A 16,065-nucleotide genomic window follows, 5' to 3' on the forward strand; every position below is an offset into this window, starting at 1 on the left:
GACGGACCATGCGGATGCATCCAACCGGACGACTGACCACGGCAGTTGTGGGAGCCGCCGTACTCCTGGGCTGCGTCTCGGGACCGGCCGCGTCACAGGCGTCGGAGGATTCCCGGGCCCGGGACGACGTCAAGCGGGTGCTGGTCTTCTCCAAGACGGCCGGCTTCCGCCACGACTCGATCCCGGACGGCGTCGCCGCGGTGAAACAACTCGGCGAGACGGGCGGCTTCACGGTCGACGCGACGGAGGACGCCACGGCCTTCACCGCCGCCAACCTGCGCCGCTACGCCGCGGTCGTCTTCCTGTCCACGACCGGAGACGTCCTGAACGCGGCTCAGCAGACGGCCTTCGAGGGCTACATCCGGCGCGGCGGAGGCTACGTCGGCATCCACGCCGCCGCCGACACCGAGTACGACTGGGCGTTCTACGGCGGCCTCGCCGGCGCCTACTTCCAGTCGCACCCGGCGATCCAGCCGGCGACCGTGGACGTCGAGGACCACGCCCACCCGGCGACCTCGGGTCTCGCCGAGACGTGGAACCGCACGGACGAGTGGTACAACTACCGCTCCAATCCACGGGAGAGGGCTCACGTCCTCGCCTCCCTCGACGAGTCCTCGTACACCGGCGGCACCATGAACGGCGACCATCCCATCGCCTGGTGCCAGAACTACCAGGGCGGCCGCGCCTTTTACACCGGGGGCGGCCACACCAAGGAGTCCTACGCCGAGCCCCTGTTCCGTCAGCACCTGCTCGGCGGAATCCGCTGGGCCATCGGCGACGCCCAGGCCGACTGCCGACCGGAGAACGGCTACCGTCCGCTCTTCGACGGCACACAGGCCTCGCTGGAGGACTGGCGGCAGGCGGGCCCGGGCTCCTTCACCCTGTCCGACGACGGCACGCTCAGGTCGACCGGCGGCATGGGGATGCTCTGGTACGCCGGGTCGGGCTTCGCGTCGTACTCCCTGAAGCTCGACTGGAAGATGGCCGGCGACGACAACTCGGGGGTGTTCGTGGGCTTCCCGCCCTCGGACGACCCGTGGTCGGCCGTCAACAACGGCTACGAGATCCAGATCGACGCGACCGACGCCCCCGACCGCACCACCGGGGCCGTGTACGGCTTCAAGTCCGCCGACCTCAAGAAGCGCGACCTGGCGCTGAACCCGCCGGGGGAGTGGAACACGTACGAGATCCGCGTGGAGGGCGAACGCCTCCGCGTCTATCTCAACGGCGTGAAGATCAACGATTTCACCAACACCGACCCGGCCCGGAGCCTCACCGACGGACACATCGGCATCCAGAACCACGGAGCCGACGACGAGGTGTCCTTCCGTGACATCCGGATCAAGGAACTGCCCTCGAAGTCCGCAGAGTCCGCCGACTCCGCCGGACTCATGGCTTCGCAGGGCGACTGAGCGGCGGCGGGCGGGGGACGCCGGACTCCCGCCCGCCGTCTTTTTCCCGCCCGGGGTCCGCCTTTCCCCCGGTCGGTGTCTGCCCACGACGCGTTCGACAAGGAGGTCGCCCATGTCCGCGTCCGTTTCTCCACCGCGTGTCGGCGTCTGGCTGATCGGGGCGCGCGGCTCCGTCGCCACGACGGTCGTCGCCGGATGCGCCGCCGTGACCGCCGGCCTGCACCCGCCGACGGGAATGGTCGCCGAGACGCCGGTGTTCGCCGAATCCGGCCTGCCCGCCTTGTCGTCCCTCGTCTTCGGCGGCCACGACACACTGGACTGTCCGCTGCCCAAACGCGCGGAGGCGCTGGCCGCGGGTGGCGTGCTGCCGGCTGGACTTCCCGCGGCCGTACACGCCGAACTGACCGCTGCCGACGAGGAGATCAGGCCCGGCGGCCCGCTCGCCGGGGACACGAGGAGCGAAACGGAACTGATCGCTGCTTTCGCGGAGGACATACGGGACTTCGTACGCCGGCACGGGCTCGCGCGAGCGGTGGTGGTGAACGTGGCTTCCACGGAACCGGCCCCCACCGGCGATGCGCTGCCCCCGAGCTCCCTGTACGCGGCGGCCGCCCTGCGCGCGGGCTGCCCGTACGTGAACTTCACCCCGTCGACCGGACTGCACCACCCCGCACTGACGGCCATGGCGACAGCAAGCGGCCTGCCGTACGCGGGCCGCGACGGCAAGACGGGGCAGACACTGCTCCGCTCGGTCCTGGGCCCGATGTTCACCCAACGAGCGCTGACGGTCCGCGCCTGGTCCGGCACGAATCTGCTCGGCGGCGGCGACGGCGCCTCCCTGGCCGACCCGGCCGCCGCGGCGGCCAAGAACGCCGGCAAGGAGAGGGCGCTGGCGGACGTGCTGGGCGAGGTGCCCGAAGGCGAGGTCCACATCGACGACGTCCCCGCCCTCGGCGACTGGAAGACCGCCTGGGACCACATCGCCTTCGACGGCTTCCTCGGCACCCGCATGATCCTCCAGACCATCTGGCAGGGCTGCGACTCGTCCCTCGCGGCACCGCTCGTCCTCGACCTCGCGCGCCTGACGGCACGCGCCCATGAGGCCGGCCTGTCCGGACCGCTCAGTGAACTGGGCTTCTACTTCAAGGATCCGGTGGGGGACGGGCCGGCGGCGCTGGGAGAGCAGTACGCGGCACTGACAGGATTCGCCGGACACCTGACGGCTGCCCGCCTCGAAGAAGCCGCACCGGGCTCGCGTGCTGACGAGGAGCGGCAGTGAAAGGGCGCCGGGAGCTCCGCAGCACGTCACCGACCGTCGGCGCGACCGAAGCGCCCCCCAACAGGGCACGGGCCTGGTCAGCGCCTCGTGATCCCGCACGCGCCTGGACAGGGCGCCGTGATCCGGCACGCGCTTGGGCAGCGCGCCGTGATCCTGCACATGCCTGGTCAGCGCCCCGTGACCATGCCCTCGCCTGGGCCGAACTCCTGCGCCTACCCGCCCTGTTCACCGTCCCCGGTGACGCCTTGGCCGGCGCCGCCGCGACCGCCGCGCACCCCAACTCCCGCACCCTGTTCGCCATCGGTTCCTCCCTCTGCCTGTACGAGGCCGGCATGGCCCTCAACGACTGGGCGGACCACGAGGAGGACGCCGCGGAGCGCCCCCACCGCCCCCTCCCGTCCGGCCGCATCCGCCCCGCCGCCGCCCTCACCGCGGCCTGCGCCCTGACCGGCGCGGGCCTGGCCCTCGCAGCCCGCGCCGGCCGCCCCGCTCTCAAGGTCGCCGTGCCGCTCGCCGCCACCGTCTGGGCCTACGACCTCACCCTGAAGCACACCCCAGCCGGCCCCGCAGCCATGGCCACGGCCCGCGCCCTGGATCTCCTCCTCGGCGCCGCGGCCACCACCGGCCACACCCGCGAGGCGCTCCCGTCCGCCGCCCTGCTCGGCACCCACACCCTCGCGGTCACCACGGTGTCCCGCCAAGAGACGCAGGGCGGTTCACCCCTGGTCCCCCTCGCGGCCCTGGCCACCACGGTCCTGCTGGGCCGCCTGCTGGCACGTCGCCCCACCACCCGGCCCCTGGCGCCAGGCGATCGCCGAGCGGCTCCAGACCGGCAAGCAGCCATCGAAGTCCGCCGGGGCGCCCAACCTGACGGGACCACCTACGCAAGCGCTCGCCGCCGGGGTGCGAGCGGGAGGGCGGCCCGGCTGAGGGGGGCCCGGCCGAGCGCGGCCGGCGTCGAGGTGCCGGAAAGCGCAGCCGTACGCCCGACCTCCGTTCCCGCGACCGCGCCCGCTCAGCGACGGTTGCGCAGGCCCGCCTGGGTGGGCCCGATGGCGGATGGCGTGCGCTCAGCCCTCGCGGTCGTCTGCACCGCGACCGCCGGCAGCCGGGACGTGCCGGGAATTCCGGCAGCGTGCCCGACCGCCGTTCCCGCGACCGCGCCCGCTCAGTGCCGGTTGCCCAGGCCCGCCTGGGTGGGCTCGACGGCGGATGGCGTGCGCTCAGCCCTCGCGGTCGTCTGCACCGCGACCGCCGGCAGCGGGGACGTGCCGGGAATGCCAGCAGCGTGCCCGACCTCCGTTCCCGCGACCGCGCCCGCTCAGCGACGGTTGCCCAGGCCCGCCTGGGTGGGCCCGACGGCGGACGGCGTGCGCTCAGCCCTCGCGGTCGCCTACACCGCGACCGCCGGCAGCCGTGACGTGCCGAAATTCCCAGCAGCGCGCCCGACCTCCGTTCCCGCGACCGCGCCCGCTCAGTGCCGGTTGCCCAGGCCCGCCTGGGTGGACCCGACAGCGGGCGCCGTGCGCTCAGCCCTCGCGGTCGCCTACGCCGCGACCGCTGCCCGCCCCTACTTTCACGCCGCCCTCAATCCGTCACCTCCCCTCACCCAACGCGCGGTCGCCGGCGGCATTCGCGCCACGGTCCCCCTCCAGGCCGCGCTGACCGCCCGGTCCGGAGCCGGCCTCACCGCCCTGTTCGTGGCGGGTCTCGCCCCGCTCGGTCGGCGGTTCGGACGGAAGGTGAGCGTCACATGAGCCACGCGACGACTGTCCCGGGCAGGCCCACCGAGGCTCCGGGGCCGGTGTCCGGCGGCGGCTCGCACGGCACCAGCGCCGACCACGCCACCGCCCAAGCGCCGGCCGTCGCCCCCCCAGCGTCGGCCGTCGTCCCCCTCCGCCTCGGCTATGGCACCAACGGCCTCGGCGACCTCCGACTCGACGACGCCCTGGCCCTGCTCGCCGACCTCGGTTACGACGGCGTCGGTCTGACGCTCGACCACATGCACCTCGACCCGCTCGCCCCGGACCTCGCCGCACGCACCCGCCGCCTCGCACAGCGGCTGGACGCGCTCGGTCTGGACGTCACCGTGGAGACGGGCGCCCGCTATGTGCTCGACCCGCGCCGCAAGCACGGCCCCTCCCTCCTGGACCCCGACCCGGACGACCGCGCCCGCCGCGTCGACCTGCTCATCCGCGCCGTCCGAGTCGCCGCCGACCTCGGCGCCCACGCCGTCCACTGCTTCAGCGGAGTCACAGCGCCGGGCACGGACCCGGACACGGCCTGGCACCGCTTGGGCGACGCCCTCACTCCGGTCCTGGACGCCGCCACCACGGCCGGTGTCCCACTCGCCGTCGAACCCGAACCCGGCCACCTCCTCGCCACCCTCGCCGACTTCCACCGACTCCGCCGCACACTCGGCGACCCGCACCACCTCGGCCTGACCCTCGACATCGGCCACTGCCAGTGCCTCGAACCCCTCTCTCCCGCCGACTGCGTACGCGCCGCCGCTCCCTGGCTGCGCCACGTCCAGATCGAGGACATGCGCCGCGGCATCCATGAACACCTTCCCTTCGGCGACGGCGAGATCGACTTCCCACCCGTGCTCGCCGCCCTCTCCGCCACCGGCTACCAGGGCCTGACCGTCGTCGAACTGCCCCGTCACTCCCACGCGGGCCCTCACTTCGCCGAACTCTCCCTCCCGTTCCTCCGCCGCGCCGAAGCCGAAGCCGCAGCCATGGCCGACCGGTCACCCATCCTCGTCCCACCTCATGGCGATCCCTCCGCCACCCCTGAAGGGAGCACCTCATGACACACCCCCGCACCCACCCGGCCACCCCGGACGCGGACACCGAGTGGACGGACGTCGGGGGCACGACCCTCGCCCACACCCCGCCCACCGAGCTGCACGGCCACCTCACCGCCCACCTCGGCGGCGCCGCCCGCGCCTGGCTTCACCGAGCTCTCGACGAGGCCGCCGACCACCCCGGCACCCACGGGCCCATCTCGGTCTGGGAGTTGCGCATCGCCGAGGCAGGGCGCCGCTGCGGCCCCGAGCACGCCGACGCCGCCCGCGTCCTCATCCTGCACGCGGCCCGCGCCGACGCGGACGCCCTCACCCGGGTCTACTTCCAGGGCACCGCCGCGGAACGCCGCGCCGTCCTGCACGCACTGCCCCACCTCGTGCCCGGCCGTGAGGCCCTCCCTCTCGTCGAGGACGCCCTGCGCACCAACGACACCCGGCTCCTCGCCGCCGCCGTCGGCCCCTACGCCGCCCGGCACCTCGACCCCCACCAGTGGCGGCACGCCGTCCTGAAGTGCCTGTTCACCGGTGTTCCCGTCGACACGGTGGCCGACCTGGACCGCCGCGCCCACCAAGACGCCGAACTCGCCCGCATGCTCGGCGACTACGCCGCCGAACGCACCGCCGCGGGCCGACCCGTGCCCGAAGACCTGCACCGCGTCCTGACCCTGACCGACCCCACGGCCACCCCACCCGCGCCCGCCGCCGAGTGCGGCACCCGCGGCACCGACGGCAAGGAGTCCTGATGCGCATCTTCGACCCCCACATCCACATGACATCCAGGACCACGGACGACTACGAGGCCATGCACGCCGCCGGCGTCCGCGCCGTCGTCGAGCCGTCCTTCTGGCTCGGCCAGCCCCGCACCTCTCCCGCCTCCTTCCTCGACTACTTCGACTCGCTCCTGGGCTGGGAGCCCTTCCGCGCCGCCCAGTACGGCATCGCCCACCACTGCACGCTCGCCCTGAACCCCAAGGAGGCCAACGACCCGCGCTGCGTCCCCGTCCTGGACGAGCTGCCCCGGTATCTGGTGAAGGACCAGGTCGTCGCCGTCGGCGAGATCGGCTACGACTCGATGACCCCGGCCGAGGACACCGCGCTGGCCGCCCAGCTGCAGCTGGCCGCCGACCACGAACTGCCCGCGCTCGTGCACACCCCGCACCGCGACAAGCTCGTCGGTCTGCGTCGCACCCTCGACGTCGTCCGGGAGTCCTCCCTGCCCCTGGATCGGGTCCTGGTCGACCACCTCAACGAGACGACGGTCAAGGAGGCCAAGGACAGCGGCTGCTGGCTCGGCTTCTCCGTGTACCCCGACACCAAGATGGACGAGGAGCGGATGGTCGCGATCCTCCGCGCCTACGGGCCCGAGCAGGTGCTGGTGAACTCCGCGGCCGACTGGGGCAGGAGCGATCCCCTCAAGACCCGCAAGGTCGCCGACCTGATGCTCGCCGAGGGCTTCACCAAGGACGACGTCGACCGCGTGCTGTGGCGCAACCCCGTGGCCTTCTACGGCCTCAGCGGCCGCCTCACCCTCGACGTCACGCCCCCGGAGGCGACCCACGAGGGCAACTCCGTCCTCCGCGGCGCCCCGAAGGACGACGAGGGACCGGCCGGCACCCCGAGCGAGGGGGACGACCCGACCGCCGCCCCGGCTACGGGGGCGTGAGCCATGCGCTTCCGCCACCCCGACGGCTCCACCGTCCACCTCGCCTACTGCACCAACGTCCACCCGGCCGAGACCCTGGACGGCGTCCTCGCCCAACTCCGCGACCACTGCGAACCCGTCCGCCGACGACTCGGCCGCGACCGCCTCGGCATCGGCCTGTGGCTCGCCAAGGACGCCGCCCGTGCCCTGACGACCAACCCCGCCGCACTTCGCTCCCTGCGTGCCGAACTCGACCGGCGCGGCCTCGAAGTGGTCACCCTGAACGGCTTCCCGTACGAAGGCTTCGGCTCACAACACGTCAAGTACCGCGTCTACAAGCCGGACTGGGCCGACCCCGAACGCCTCGACCACACCACCGCCCTGGCCCGCGTCCTCGCCGGCCTCCTCCCCGACGACGTCACCCAGGGCAGCATCTCCACCCTGCCCCTCGCCTGGCGCACCGCCTATGACGACGCCCGCGCCGAGACCGCCCGCACTGCCCTGCTCACCCTCGCCGAACGCCTCGACGCCCTGCAGGAGTTGACCGGCCGCGACATCCGCATCGGCCTCGAACCCGAACCCGGCTGCACTGTCGAGACCACCGCCGACGCCATCGTCCCGCTCGCCGCGATCGGCCACGACCGCATCGGCATCTGTGTCGACACCTGTCACCTCGCCACCTCCTTCGAAGATCCGCACACCGCCCTGGACGCGCTCACCGCAGCCCGCGTCCCCGTCGTCAAGTCCCAGCTCTCAGCCGCCCTGCACGCGGATCACCCCCACCTTCCCGAGGTCCGCGAGGCCCTCGCCGCCTTCGACGAACCCCGCTTCCTGCACCAGACCCGCACGGCCACTTCCGCAGGCCTGCGCGGCACCGACGACCTCGGTGAGGCCCTCAAGGCCGACGCCCTGCCCGACGCCTCTCCGTGGCGCGCCCACTTCCATGTCCCGCTCCATGCGGCGCCCGCCGCGCCCCTCACCTCCACACTCCCTGTCCTCAAGGCCGCACTGACCCGCCTCGTCGGCGGCCCTCACCCCCTCACCCACCACCTCGAGGTCGAGACGTACACCTGGCAGGCCCTGCCGGCCGAGCTGCGACCCCGCGCCCGCAGCCAGCTCGCCGACGGCATCGCCGCCGAACTCACCCTCGTCCGCGACCTGTTGACGGACCTGGGTCTGAAGGAGCTGCCATGACCGACCTACCGGACCCCGCAGCCTCGGTCGCCCGCCCGGCACCCCGACCGGACGAAGCCCCAGACGCCGCCGGCATCCGCCGTCCCACCCCTGTCCTCGTCCTGGACGTCGTCGGCCTCACCCCTCGTCTCCTCGACCACATGCCCCACCTCAAGACACTCGCCGAGTCCGGCTCCCACGCACCGCTGGGCACCGTCCTGCCCGCAGTCACCTGCGCAGCCCAGTCGACCTTCCTCACCGGCACGATGCCGTCCGAGCACGGCATCGTGGGCAACGGCTGGTACTTCCGCGACCTCGGCGACGTACTCCTGTGGCGCCAGCACAACGGCCTGGTCGAAGGCGACAAACTCTGGGACGCCGCCCGCCGCGCCCACCCCGGCTACACCGTCGCCAACATCTGCTGGTGGTACGCCATGGGCGCCGACACCGACATCACCGTCACCCCCCGCCCCATCTACTACGCCGACGGCCGCAAGGAACCCGACTGCTACACCCGGCCACCCGCCCTGCACGACGAACTCACCGAAAAGCTCGGCACCTTCCCCCTCTTCCACTTCTGGGGCCCCGGCGCGGACCTCGTCTCCAGCCGCTGGATCATCGACGCCACCCGCCACATCATGGCCACCCACCACCCCGACCTGACCCTCTGCTACCTCCCCCACCTCGACTACGACCTACAACGCTTCGGCCCCGACGACCCACGCTCCCTGAAAGCGGCCGCCGACCTGGACACGGCCATGGCCCCGCTGCTCGACGACGCCCGGGCCGAGGGCCGTACCGTCGTCGCGCTCTCCGAGTACGGCATCACCCGCGTGAACCGGCCCGTCGACATCAACCGCGCCCTGCGGCGGGCAGGCCTGCTCGAGGTCCACACGCAGGACGGCATGGAGTACCTCGACCCGATGGCCTCACGCGCCTTCGCCGTCGCCGACCATCAGATCGCCCATGTCTATGTGCGTCGGCCGGAAGACCTCGACGCGACCCGGGCCGCCCTCGACGGGCTGCCCGGCATCGAGCAACTCCTCGACGACGAGGGCAAGAAGGCCCATCACCTCGACCATCCGCGCTCGGGCGAGCTCGTCGCCGTCGCGGAGCCGGACGCCTGGTTCACGTACTACTACTGGCTCGACGACGCCCGCGCGCCCGACTTCGCGCGACTGGTCGAGATCCACCGCAAACCCGGCTACGACCCGGTCGAACTCTTCATGGACCCCCTCGACCCCTACGTCAAGGTCAAGGCAGCCACCGCCCTGGCCCGCAAGAAGCTCGGCCTGCGTTACCGCATGGCGGTCGTGCCCCTGGATCCGTCACCTATTCGCGGCAGCCACGGCCGCATTCCCGCGAGCGACGACGAAGGTCCGCTCCTCATCTGCTCCACCCCCCGCGCTGTCGGCGACCGCGTCGCGGCCACCGACGTGAAGTCACTACTGCTCCAACTCGCCGGTCTCAGCTGACCGGCCACGACCGGCGAGCGTCGGCTCGCCGGCCCCACCGACCCGTCTTTTCCGACTGGTCACAAGTGAAGCACTCACCACTGACAACGGCCTCCGACCTCGAGGAGTTCCAGGCATGAGCCGCTTTTCCCAGCCCGACCCCGAACTGACCCACCGCCTCAGCAGACGAGGCATGCTCGGCGTTGCCGCGGGCGCCACGGCCGCCGCGCTGCTGGGCGCCGCCACAGCCCCCGCGACCGCCGCCCCCGCGTCCGCCACCGGCACAGCCTCCGGCGCCGCCGGCCGTGGCCGTCCCGTCCTGCCGCCCGGCCGACTCGGCATCCAGCTCTACAGCCTGCGCGACAAGGTCTCCACCCTCGGCTTCGCCCCCGTCTTCGCCGAGCTGGAGAAGTACGGCTACGACGAGGTCGAGTTCGCCGGATACACGCAGGGCTCGGCCGGCCCGATCACCCTCGCCCAGCTCAAGCGGCTGGCCCGGAACCACGGTCTGAACCCGATCGGCAGCCACGTCGGCTACTACTCCAACGACCCCAACGCCTACACCTTCGCCCAGAACCTCACCAAGGTCCTGGACGACGCCGAGGCCCTCGGCCTGAAGCACATAGGAACCGCCTCCGGGCCGTTCCGCTACGGCTCCACGGTCGACGCCTGGAAGCGGGCCGCCGAGGAGTTCAACACCTATGGCGCGGCGGCGAAGGCGCGCGGCATGAAGTTCTACCAGCACAACCACTCCGAGGAGTTCTCCTTCGCCACCGACAATCCCAAGGTCCGTCTCTACGACGTGCTGCTCGCCGAGACCGACCCCGACCTCGTCTACCTGGAGATGGACATCTTCTGGGCGTACTCGGGCCAGTTCCGCTTCTCGAAGCGGCCCGACGGCACCCCCGCCCCCTTCGAACCGCTGGACTACGTACTGAAGCAGCCGCACCGCTATCCGCTCTTCCACGTCAAGGACGGCGTGAGCGACCCGGCCAACACCTACGGCTACCGCATGGTCGACGTCGGGGACGGCGACATCGACTACCAGCGGTTCATCTCCGCCGTGACCAGGCTGCGCGGACAGCGATTCGCCCACCACTGGCAGGCGGAGCACGACAACCCGACCGAGTCCTTCACCTTTGCGCGCCGCTCCAGCGAGCACCTGCACTCGCTGCGGGAGAAGTGCTGACGGCCGTAACGACATGAGGAGGCCCTCCCCGAAGCGGGGAGGGCCTCCTCATGTCGGCGGCGCGTCAGCCCGCGGCATGCGGCACTGTCGTCCGCCCCGGCTGTCGCAGCAGCAACGCGATCGCGGCCGCCACCATCGACACGCCGCCGGCCAGCGCGTACGCGCCGTCGTAGCCCCAGGCCGCGACCACCATGGAGCCCAGGCCGCCGCCGAACAGGCCGCTGATCAGCTTGCCGCTGTAGACCAGCCCGTAGTTGGTGGCGTTGTAGTTCTCCCCGAAGAAGTCCGGGGTGAGCGCCGCGAACAGCGGGTAGAACGCTCCGCCGCCGAAGCCGGAGAGGAAGGCGAAGAACAGGAACAGCCATTCGCTCCTGACGTCACCCGCCCAGATCACGCCGAACTGGGCGAGGCCCAGGACGACGATCACGAACACCAGCGTCGACCTGCGCCCCCACCGGTCGGACAGCCAGCCCACGACACCGCGGCCGATGCCGTTGATGACCGCCATGACACCCATCGACGACGCCGCGACCAGAGGGCCGAAGCCCACCTCCTTGGCGTAGTCGACCTGGAAGGAGATGCCGAAGATCGACACCCCGGCCGTCAGCACCACGGACAGCCACATCAGCGGCAGCATGCCCGTCCTGATGGCCTCGCGGGGCGTGAACTGCCTCACCGCGGGCGGGTTCTTGGCGAGACTCGCCCCGGTCTTCTGGCTGCCCGCGTACGTCAGCGGATCGATGTCCGCAGGCCACCAGTTCTTCGGAGGGTCCTTGAAGAAGAAGGCGCATCCGAAGACGACGATCATGATGTAGCAGCCGATCAGGTCCAGCACCCGGTGGTAGTTCGCGGTGTCGAACCCGTAGTTGAAGATGAAGATGAACGGCAGCGATCCGTACGCGAACCCGCCGTTGACGAACCCCGTCCGGGCACCGCGCCGCTCGGGGAACCATTTGCCGACCATGTTGATGCAGGTCGCGTAGACCAGGCCGGCGCCCACGCCCCCGATGACGCCGAACCCGAGGATCGCGAGCCAGACGTTGCTCAGGTGCGAAAGGGCGAGGAACCCCAGCAGGCACATGCCGGAGCCGACGTACATCGCCGTGCGGGCCGTCAGGATGCCCTTCTCGCGCAGCCAGCCCGCCGGGAAGGCGATGCCGGCCTGGAAGAACACCCAGACGCTGAGGATCCAGAAGGTGTTGCTCTGCGTCCAGCCGTGCGCGTGGGACAGGGTGTCCTCCGCGGAGCCGTACGCGTATTCGAAGACGCTGATGGCCATCATGGCGATCCACGGCAGATACACCATGAGCTTGCGGGAGTGGCCGAGGATGTCGCGGTCGGTCTCGCCGATGCGGTAGACGCGGCCTCGCGCGTCGGTCACTTCGCGGTAGGGACGGTGTGCGACGTCGGAGTGTGCGGACGAGCTGTTTGCTGCGTACGGATCTGCCGTCATGTCAGGCCATGTCCTCGCCGAGCGGTCGGGGGTTGGGAACGATGCGGCGCCCTTCCTTGTCGCGTCCCGGCGGGCTGAGGAACAGTGCCACGCAGCCGGCGAAGAGTGAGATGGAGCCGGCCAGGATGAAGGCACCGGAGTGTCCCCAGGCGCTGACGACCACGGCACCCATGCCGGCGCCCAGACCGGAGACGAGCTTGGCGCTGTAGACCATGCCGTAGTTGGACGCGTTGTTGTTCTCGCCGAAGTAGTCGGCGGTGAGCGCCGCGAACATCGGGAAGATGGCGCCGCCGCCGAAGCCGGAGATCGCGGAGAAGACCAGGAACAGCGTGAGGTTCTTGCTCTCGGCCGACCAGAGGATGCCGTACTGGGCGAGGCCCAGGATGAGGCAGACGACCAGCAGGCACCGCTTGCGCCCGTAGAGGTCGGAGAGCCAGCCGATGACGCCGCGGCCGGTGCCGTTGACGACCGCCTTCAGGGACATGGCCGTTGCCACGATCCCGCCGGCGAATCCGGCCTCCTCACCGATGTCCACCTGGAAGGCGATACCGAAGATGTTCACTCCGGACGTGCACGCCAGACAGAACCACATCAGTGCCACTCGGCCCGTCTTCCACGCCTCCTTGGGGGAGTACTGGTGGACCGCGGGCGGGTTCATCCGCAGCGAGCGGGCCGCGCGCGGGTCGTTCGGCGGGTTGAGCGGGTCGACCGCGGCGGGCCACCAGTTCTTCGGCGGGTCCTTGAAGAAGTAGCCGGAGAACGCCACGATTCCGGCCAGGAACACACCCACCGAGACCAGCACCCAGCGGAAGTTGGTCAGGTCCATGTAGCCGTTGAAGAGGAAGACGAAGGGCACCGAGCCGTAGGCGAAACCGCCGTTGACGAAGCCGGTCTTGCCGCCCTTGCGCTCCGGATACCACTTGCCCACCATGTTGACGCAGGTGGCGTACACCATGCCCGCGCCCATGCCGCTGAACATGCTGAAGCCGATGTAGGCGAAGACGACGTGCGGCGCGAAGGCCAGCGACAGATAGCCGAGCAGCGTGCCCGTCGCGCCGAGCATCATCGCCCAGCGGGCCGGCAGCTTTCCGCTCTCACGCAGTTTGCCCGCGGGGAAGGCCACCGCGGCCTGGAAGAAGACCCACACGGTCATCATCCAGAATATGTGCATGCTGTTCCAATGGTGCGCCGTGTGCAACGTGTCCTCGGCGGACGCGAAGGCGTACTCGGCGGAGGAGATGCCCATCATGCCGATCCAGGGCAGGATCACCATCCACTTGCGCTTGCGCCCCATGATGTCGATGTCGGATTCGCCGATGCGGTAGACGCGTCCGTTCTTGTCGGTCACCTCGCGATAGCCGGCGGCCCTTGGAACGTCGGTGGTTGTCACGTTGGTTGCACCCCTTGCGTCGAAAGTTCTGGCCAGCGCCCCCTGTCCAATGCCTTTCGTGCGCGCGCGGGTCCCGGGGCCGACGACGCGCACCGTCGGCCGGCCCCGCACTCACTCACCTCATGAACCGCCCCCCAACAACCCCGCCGCCCGCGCCCACCGGTACTTGGCGCCCAGCACGGCCACCGGCTTCTCGGTCGTGTACGGATACGCCACGACGCCCCGCTCGTAGAGGTACTGGCAGGCCTCCTCGACCTCCACGTCACCGGCGAGCGACGCCACAACGGGCTTCTCCACGCCGCGCTCCCGGAATTCGGCCACCACGCGCGCGGTGAGCTCCGCGAAGACCATCGGGGGAGTGACGATGGTGTGCCAGTAGCCCAGGACCAGTGCGTGGATGCGCGGATCCTCAAGACCGAGCCGGATCGTCGCCTCGTACGTCGACGGCGGCTCGCCCCCTGTGATGTCCACCGGGTTGCCGGCCGCCCCGAAGGGCGGGATGAACTTCCGGAAGGCCTCGTCCAGGTCCGGCGGGATCTCCATCAGGGACAGACCGTTGTCCGTCACCGCGTCCGAGAGCAGTACGCCACTGCCGCCGGCCCCGGTGATGATCACGACGTTGTCGCCCCGGGGAGTGGGGAGCACCGGCAACGCGCGCGCGTACTCCAGCATTTCGTTCAGTCCGGGCGCCCGGATGACACCGGCCTGCCTGAGGATGTCGTCGTACACGGCGTCGTCGCCGGCGAGCGCTCCGGTGTGCGAGCCGGCGGCCTTGGCGCCCGCCGCGGTGCGCCCCGCCTTCAGCACCACGACCGGCTTCTTCGGTACGGTCGCCCGCGCGGCCTCGACGAAGGCGCGCCCGTCCTTGAGGTCCTCCAAGTGCATGGCGATGCACTCGGTGTGCGGGTCCTCGCCGAACCAGGTCAGCAGATCGTCCTCGTCCAGGTCCGACTTGTTGCCGAGGCCCACGATCGCCGACACGCCCGTCTTCGTGGTCCGCGCGAAGCCCAGGATGGCCATCCCGATGCCGCCGGACTGCGAGGTCAGTGCCACCCCGCCCTTGACGTCGTACGGCGTGCAGAACGTGGCGCACAGGTCCTGCCAGGTCGAGTAGTAGCCGTAGATGTTGGGGCCGAGCAGCCGGATGCCGTGCCGCTCGGCGATGGCCACGATCTCCTCCTGGAGTTCGTGCTCACCGGTCTCCGCGAACCCGGAGGGGATCAGCACGGCGTTGGGGATCTTCTTGCGTCCCACCTCCTCCAGGGCCGAGGCCACGAACTTGGCGGGTATAGCGAAGACCGCCACATCCACCTCACCGGGAACGTCCGTGACACTCTTGTACGCCTTGCGGCCCAGAATGTCATCGGCCTTGGGGTTCACCGGATGGATGTCCCCGGCGAAACCGCCGTCGATGAGGTTGCGCATCACCGAATTGCCGATCTTGCCCTGCTCGTTGGAGGCACCGATCACGGCGACCGACGACGGCTGCATCAGGCGGCGCATGGAGGTGAGGATCTCGTCGCGCGTGTACTTCCGACGATCCCTGGGGGCCTCTGTCGAGAGGATCACCCGGATGTCGGCCGCGACAGCCCCCTCCGCCGTCGCGATCACCGGATTGAGGTCCACTTCGGCGATCTCCGGGAAGTCCGCGACCAGCTGGGACACCCGGCGGATCTGCTCGGCGACCGCCCACCGGTCCACGCCCGCCTGGCCCCGCACGCCGCGCAGGATCTCCGCCGACCGGATCGAGTCCAGCATGGACAGCGCCTCGTCGGCGTCCACGGGCGCGAGCCGGAAGGTGACGTCCTTGAGGACCTCGACGAGCACTCCGCCGAGCCCGAAGGCGACGACCTTCCCGAACGTGGGGTCGGTGACCGCGCCGACGATGACCTCCTGCCCCTGGGGGAGCAGTTCCTGGACCTGCACGCCCTCGATGCGGGCGTCCGCGTCGTACGCGCGCACGTTGTCGATGATCTTGTGGAACGCGGCCCGCACGTCCGTCGCCCCCTCGACACCCACGATCACGCCGCCGGCATCGGTCTTGTGCAGGATGTCGGGCGAGACGATCTTCATCACGACCGGCCCGCCGAAGCGCGCCGCGTACGCCACTGCCTCGTCGACGTCGGTCGCGAGCTCCTCGCCCGGTACGGCGATCCCGTACGCGTCGGCGATCACCTTGCCCTCGGGTGCCGTGAGCGCGGTGCGTCCCTCGGCCCGCACGGAGTCGAGGAGCGTGCGCACCCTCAGCACCCGGTCTTCGGCCATCA

At 70.9% G+C, this 16,065-nt stretch carries 11 protein-coding genes and 2 pseudogenes; 10 read left to right on the forward strand and 3 right to left on the reverse strand.

Features of this window, described 5'->3' with window-relative positions; all coding sequences use genetic code 11:
* Nucleotides 1-14: 14 nt before the first annotated feature.
* From ACZ7L6_RS01565 to ACZ7L6_RS01610, 10 genes and pseudogenes are all read left to right on the forward strand, one after another.
* Nucleotides 15-1,412, forward strand: a complete 1,398-nt coding sequence (locus ACZ7L6_RS01565) for a ThuA domain-containing protein (RefSeq protein ID WP_471920583.1) — start codon at nucleotides 15-17, stop codon at nucleotides 1,410-1,412.
* Nucleotides 1,413-1,524: 112 nt separating this feature from the next.
* Entirely contained in the window at nucleotides 1,525-2,691 is a 1,167-nt protein-coding gene (locus ACZ7L6_RS01570; RefSeq protein ID WP_471919919.1) for an inositol-3-phosphate synthase, read from the forward strand.
* A 206-nt stretch (nucleotides 2,692-2,897) separates the two neighbouring features.
* A pseudogene (locus tag ACZ7L6_RS01575) lies at nucleotides 2,898-3,515 on the forward strand (SCO3242 family prenyltransferase); the annotation flags it as partial.
* Between the two features lie 708 nt (nucleotides 3,516-4,223).
* Nucleotides 4,224-4,448: pseudogene (locus ACZ7L6_RS01580) on the forward strand (SCO3242 family prenyltransferase); the annotation flags it as partial.
* On the forward strand, nucleotides 4,445-5,503 hold the full coding sequence (locus tag ACZ7L6_RS01585) for a sugar phosphate isomerase/epimerase family protein (RefSeq protein WP_471919920.1): 1,059 nt from the start codon (nucleotides 4,445-4,447) through the stop codon (nucleotides 5,501-5,503). The pseudogene ACZ7L6_RS01580 and the gene ACZ7L6_RS01585, both read left to right, overlap by 4 nt.
* The gene (locus tag ACZ7L6_RS01590; RefSeq protein WP_471919921.1) at nucleotides 5,500-6,240 is read left to right on the forward strand and encodes an EboA domain-containing protein; all 741 of its coding nucleotides are present in this window, start codon (nucleotides 5,500-5,502) and stop codon (nucleotides 6,238-6,240) included. The genes ACZ7L6_RS01585 and ACZ7L6_RS01590 overlap by 4 nt, the downstream gene beginning before the upstream one ends.
* Complete coding sequence (locus tag ACZ7L6_RS01595; protein WP_471919922.1) at nucleotides 6,240-7,160, forward strand: TatD family hydrolase; 921 nt, start codon at nucleotides 6,240-6,242, stop codon at nucleotides 7,158-7,160. The genes ACZ7L6_RS01590 and ACZ7L6_RS01595 overlap by 1 nt, the downstream gene beginning before the upstream one ends.
* A gap of 3 nt (nucleotides 7,161-7,163) precedes the next feature.
* On the forward strand, nucleotides 7,164-8,333 hold the full coding sequence (gene eboE, locus ACZ7L6_RS01600; protein WP_471919923.1) for a metabolite traffic protein EboE: 1,170 nt from the start codon (nucleotides 7,164-7,166) through the stop codon (nucleotides 8,331-8,333).
* 74 nt (nucleotides 8,334-8,407) lie between these two features.
* Entirely contained in the window at nucleotides 8,408-9,787 is a 1,380-nt protein-coding gene (locus ACZ7L6_RS01605) for a nucleotide pyrophosphatase/phosphodiesterase family protein (protein WP_471920584.1), read from the forward strand.
* Between the two features lie 115 nt (nucleotides 9,788-9,902).
* Entirely contained in the window at nucleotides 9,903-10,955 is a 1,053-nt protein-coding gene (locus tag ACZ7L6_RS01610) for a sugar phosphate isomerase/epimerase family protein (protein ID WP_471919924.1), read from the forward strand.
* Between the two features lie 64 nt (nucleotides 10,956-11,019).
* Here ACZ7L6_RS01610 and ACZ7L6_RS01615 read toward each other — a convergent pair whose 3' ends face one another.
* The 3 genes from ACZ7L6_RS01615 to ACZ7L6_RS01625 form a co-directional block, all read right to left on the reverse strand.
* On the reverse strand, nucleotides 11,020-12,408 hold the full coding sequence (locus ACZ7L6_RS01615) for an OFA family MFS transporter (protein ID WP_471919925.1): 1,389 nt from the start codon (nucleotides 12,406-12,408) through the stop codon (nucleotides 11,020-11,022).
* A gap of 1 nt (nucleotide 12,409) precedes the next feature.
* Nucleotides 12,410-13,798, reverse strand: coding sequence for an OFA family MFS transporter (locus ACZ7L6_RS01620; protein ID WP_471919926.1), 1,389 nt, complete (start codon nucleotides 13,796-13,798; stop codon nucleotides 12,410-12,412).
* 120 nt (nucleotides 13,799-13,918) lie between these two features.
* Complete coding sequence (locus ACZ7L6_RS01625; protein ID WP_471920585.1) at nucleotides 13,919-16,063, reverse strand: acetate--CoA ligase family protein; 2,145 nt, start codon at nucleotides 16,061-16,063, stop codon at nucleotides 13,919-13,921.
* Nucleotides 16,064-16,065: the final 2 nt, after the last annotated feature.

The sequence above is a fragment of the Streptomyces sp. NPDC107522 genome (genome assembly GCF_055657525.1).

Excerpts from the sequence above, each read along its gene's own strand:
- ACZ7L6_RS01565 (WP_471920583.1), top strand. The coding sequence starts at position 15 with ATGCATCCAACCGGACGACTGACCACGGCAGTTGTGGGAGCCGCCGTA.
- ACZ7L6_RS01570 (WP_471919919.1), top strand. The coding sequence starts at position 1,525 with ATGTCCGCGTCCGTTTCTCCACCGCGTGTCGGCGTCTGGCTGATCGGG.
- ACZ7L6_RS01585 (WP_471919920.1), top strand. The coding sequence starts at position 4,445 with ATGAGCCACGCGACGACTGTCCCGGGCAGGCCCACCGAGGCTCCGGGG.
- ACZ7L6_RS01590 (WP_471919921.1), top strand. The coding sequence starts at position 5,500 with ATGACACACCCCCGCACCCACCCGGCCACCCCGGACGCGGACACCGAG.
- ACZ7L6_RS01595 (WP_471919922.1), top strand. The coding sequence starts at position 6,240 with ATGCGCATCTTCGACCCCCACATCCACATGACATCCAGGACCACGGAC.
- eboE (WP_471919923.1), top strand. The coding sequence starts at position 7,164 with ATGCGCTTCCGCCACCCCGACGGCTCCACCGTCCACCTCGCCTACTGC.
- ACZ7L6_RS01610 (WP_471919924.1), top strand. The coding sequence starts at position 9,903 with ATGAGCCGCTTTTCCCAGCCCGACCCCGAACTGACCCACCGCCTCAGC.
- ACZ7L6_RS01615 (WP_471919925.1), bottom strand. The coding sequence starts at position 12,408 with ATGACGGCAGATCCGTACGCAGCAAACAGCTCGTCCGCACACTCCGAC.
- ACZ7L6_RS01625 (WP_471920585.1), bottom strand. The coding sequence starts at position 16,063 with ATGGCCGAAGACCGGGTGCTGAGGGTGCGCACGCTCCTCGACTCCGTG.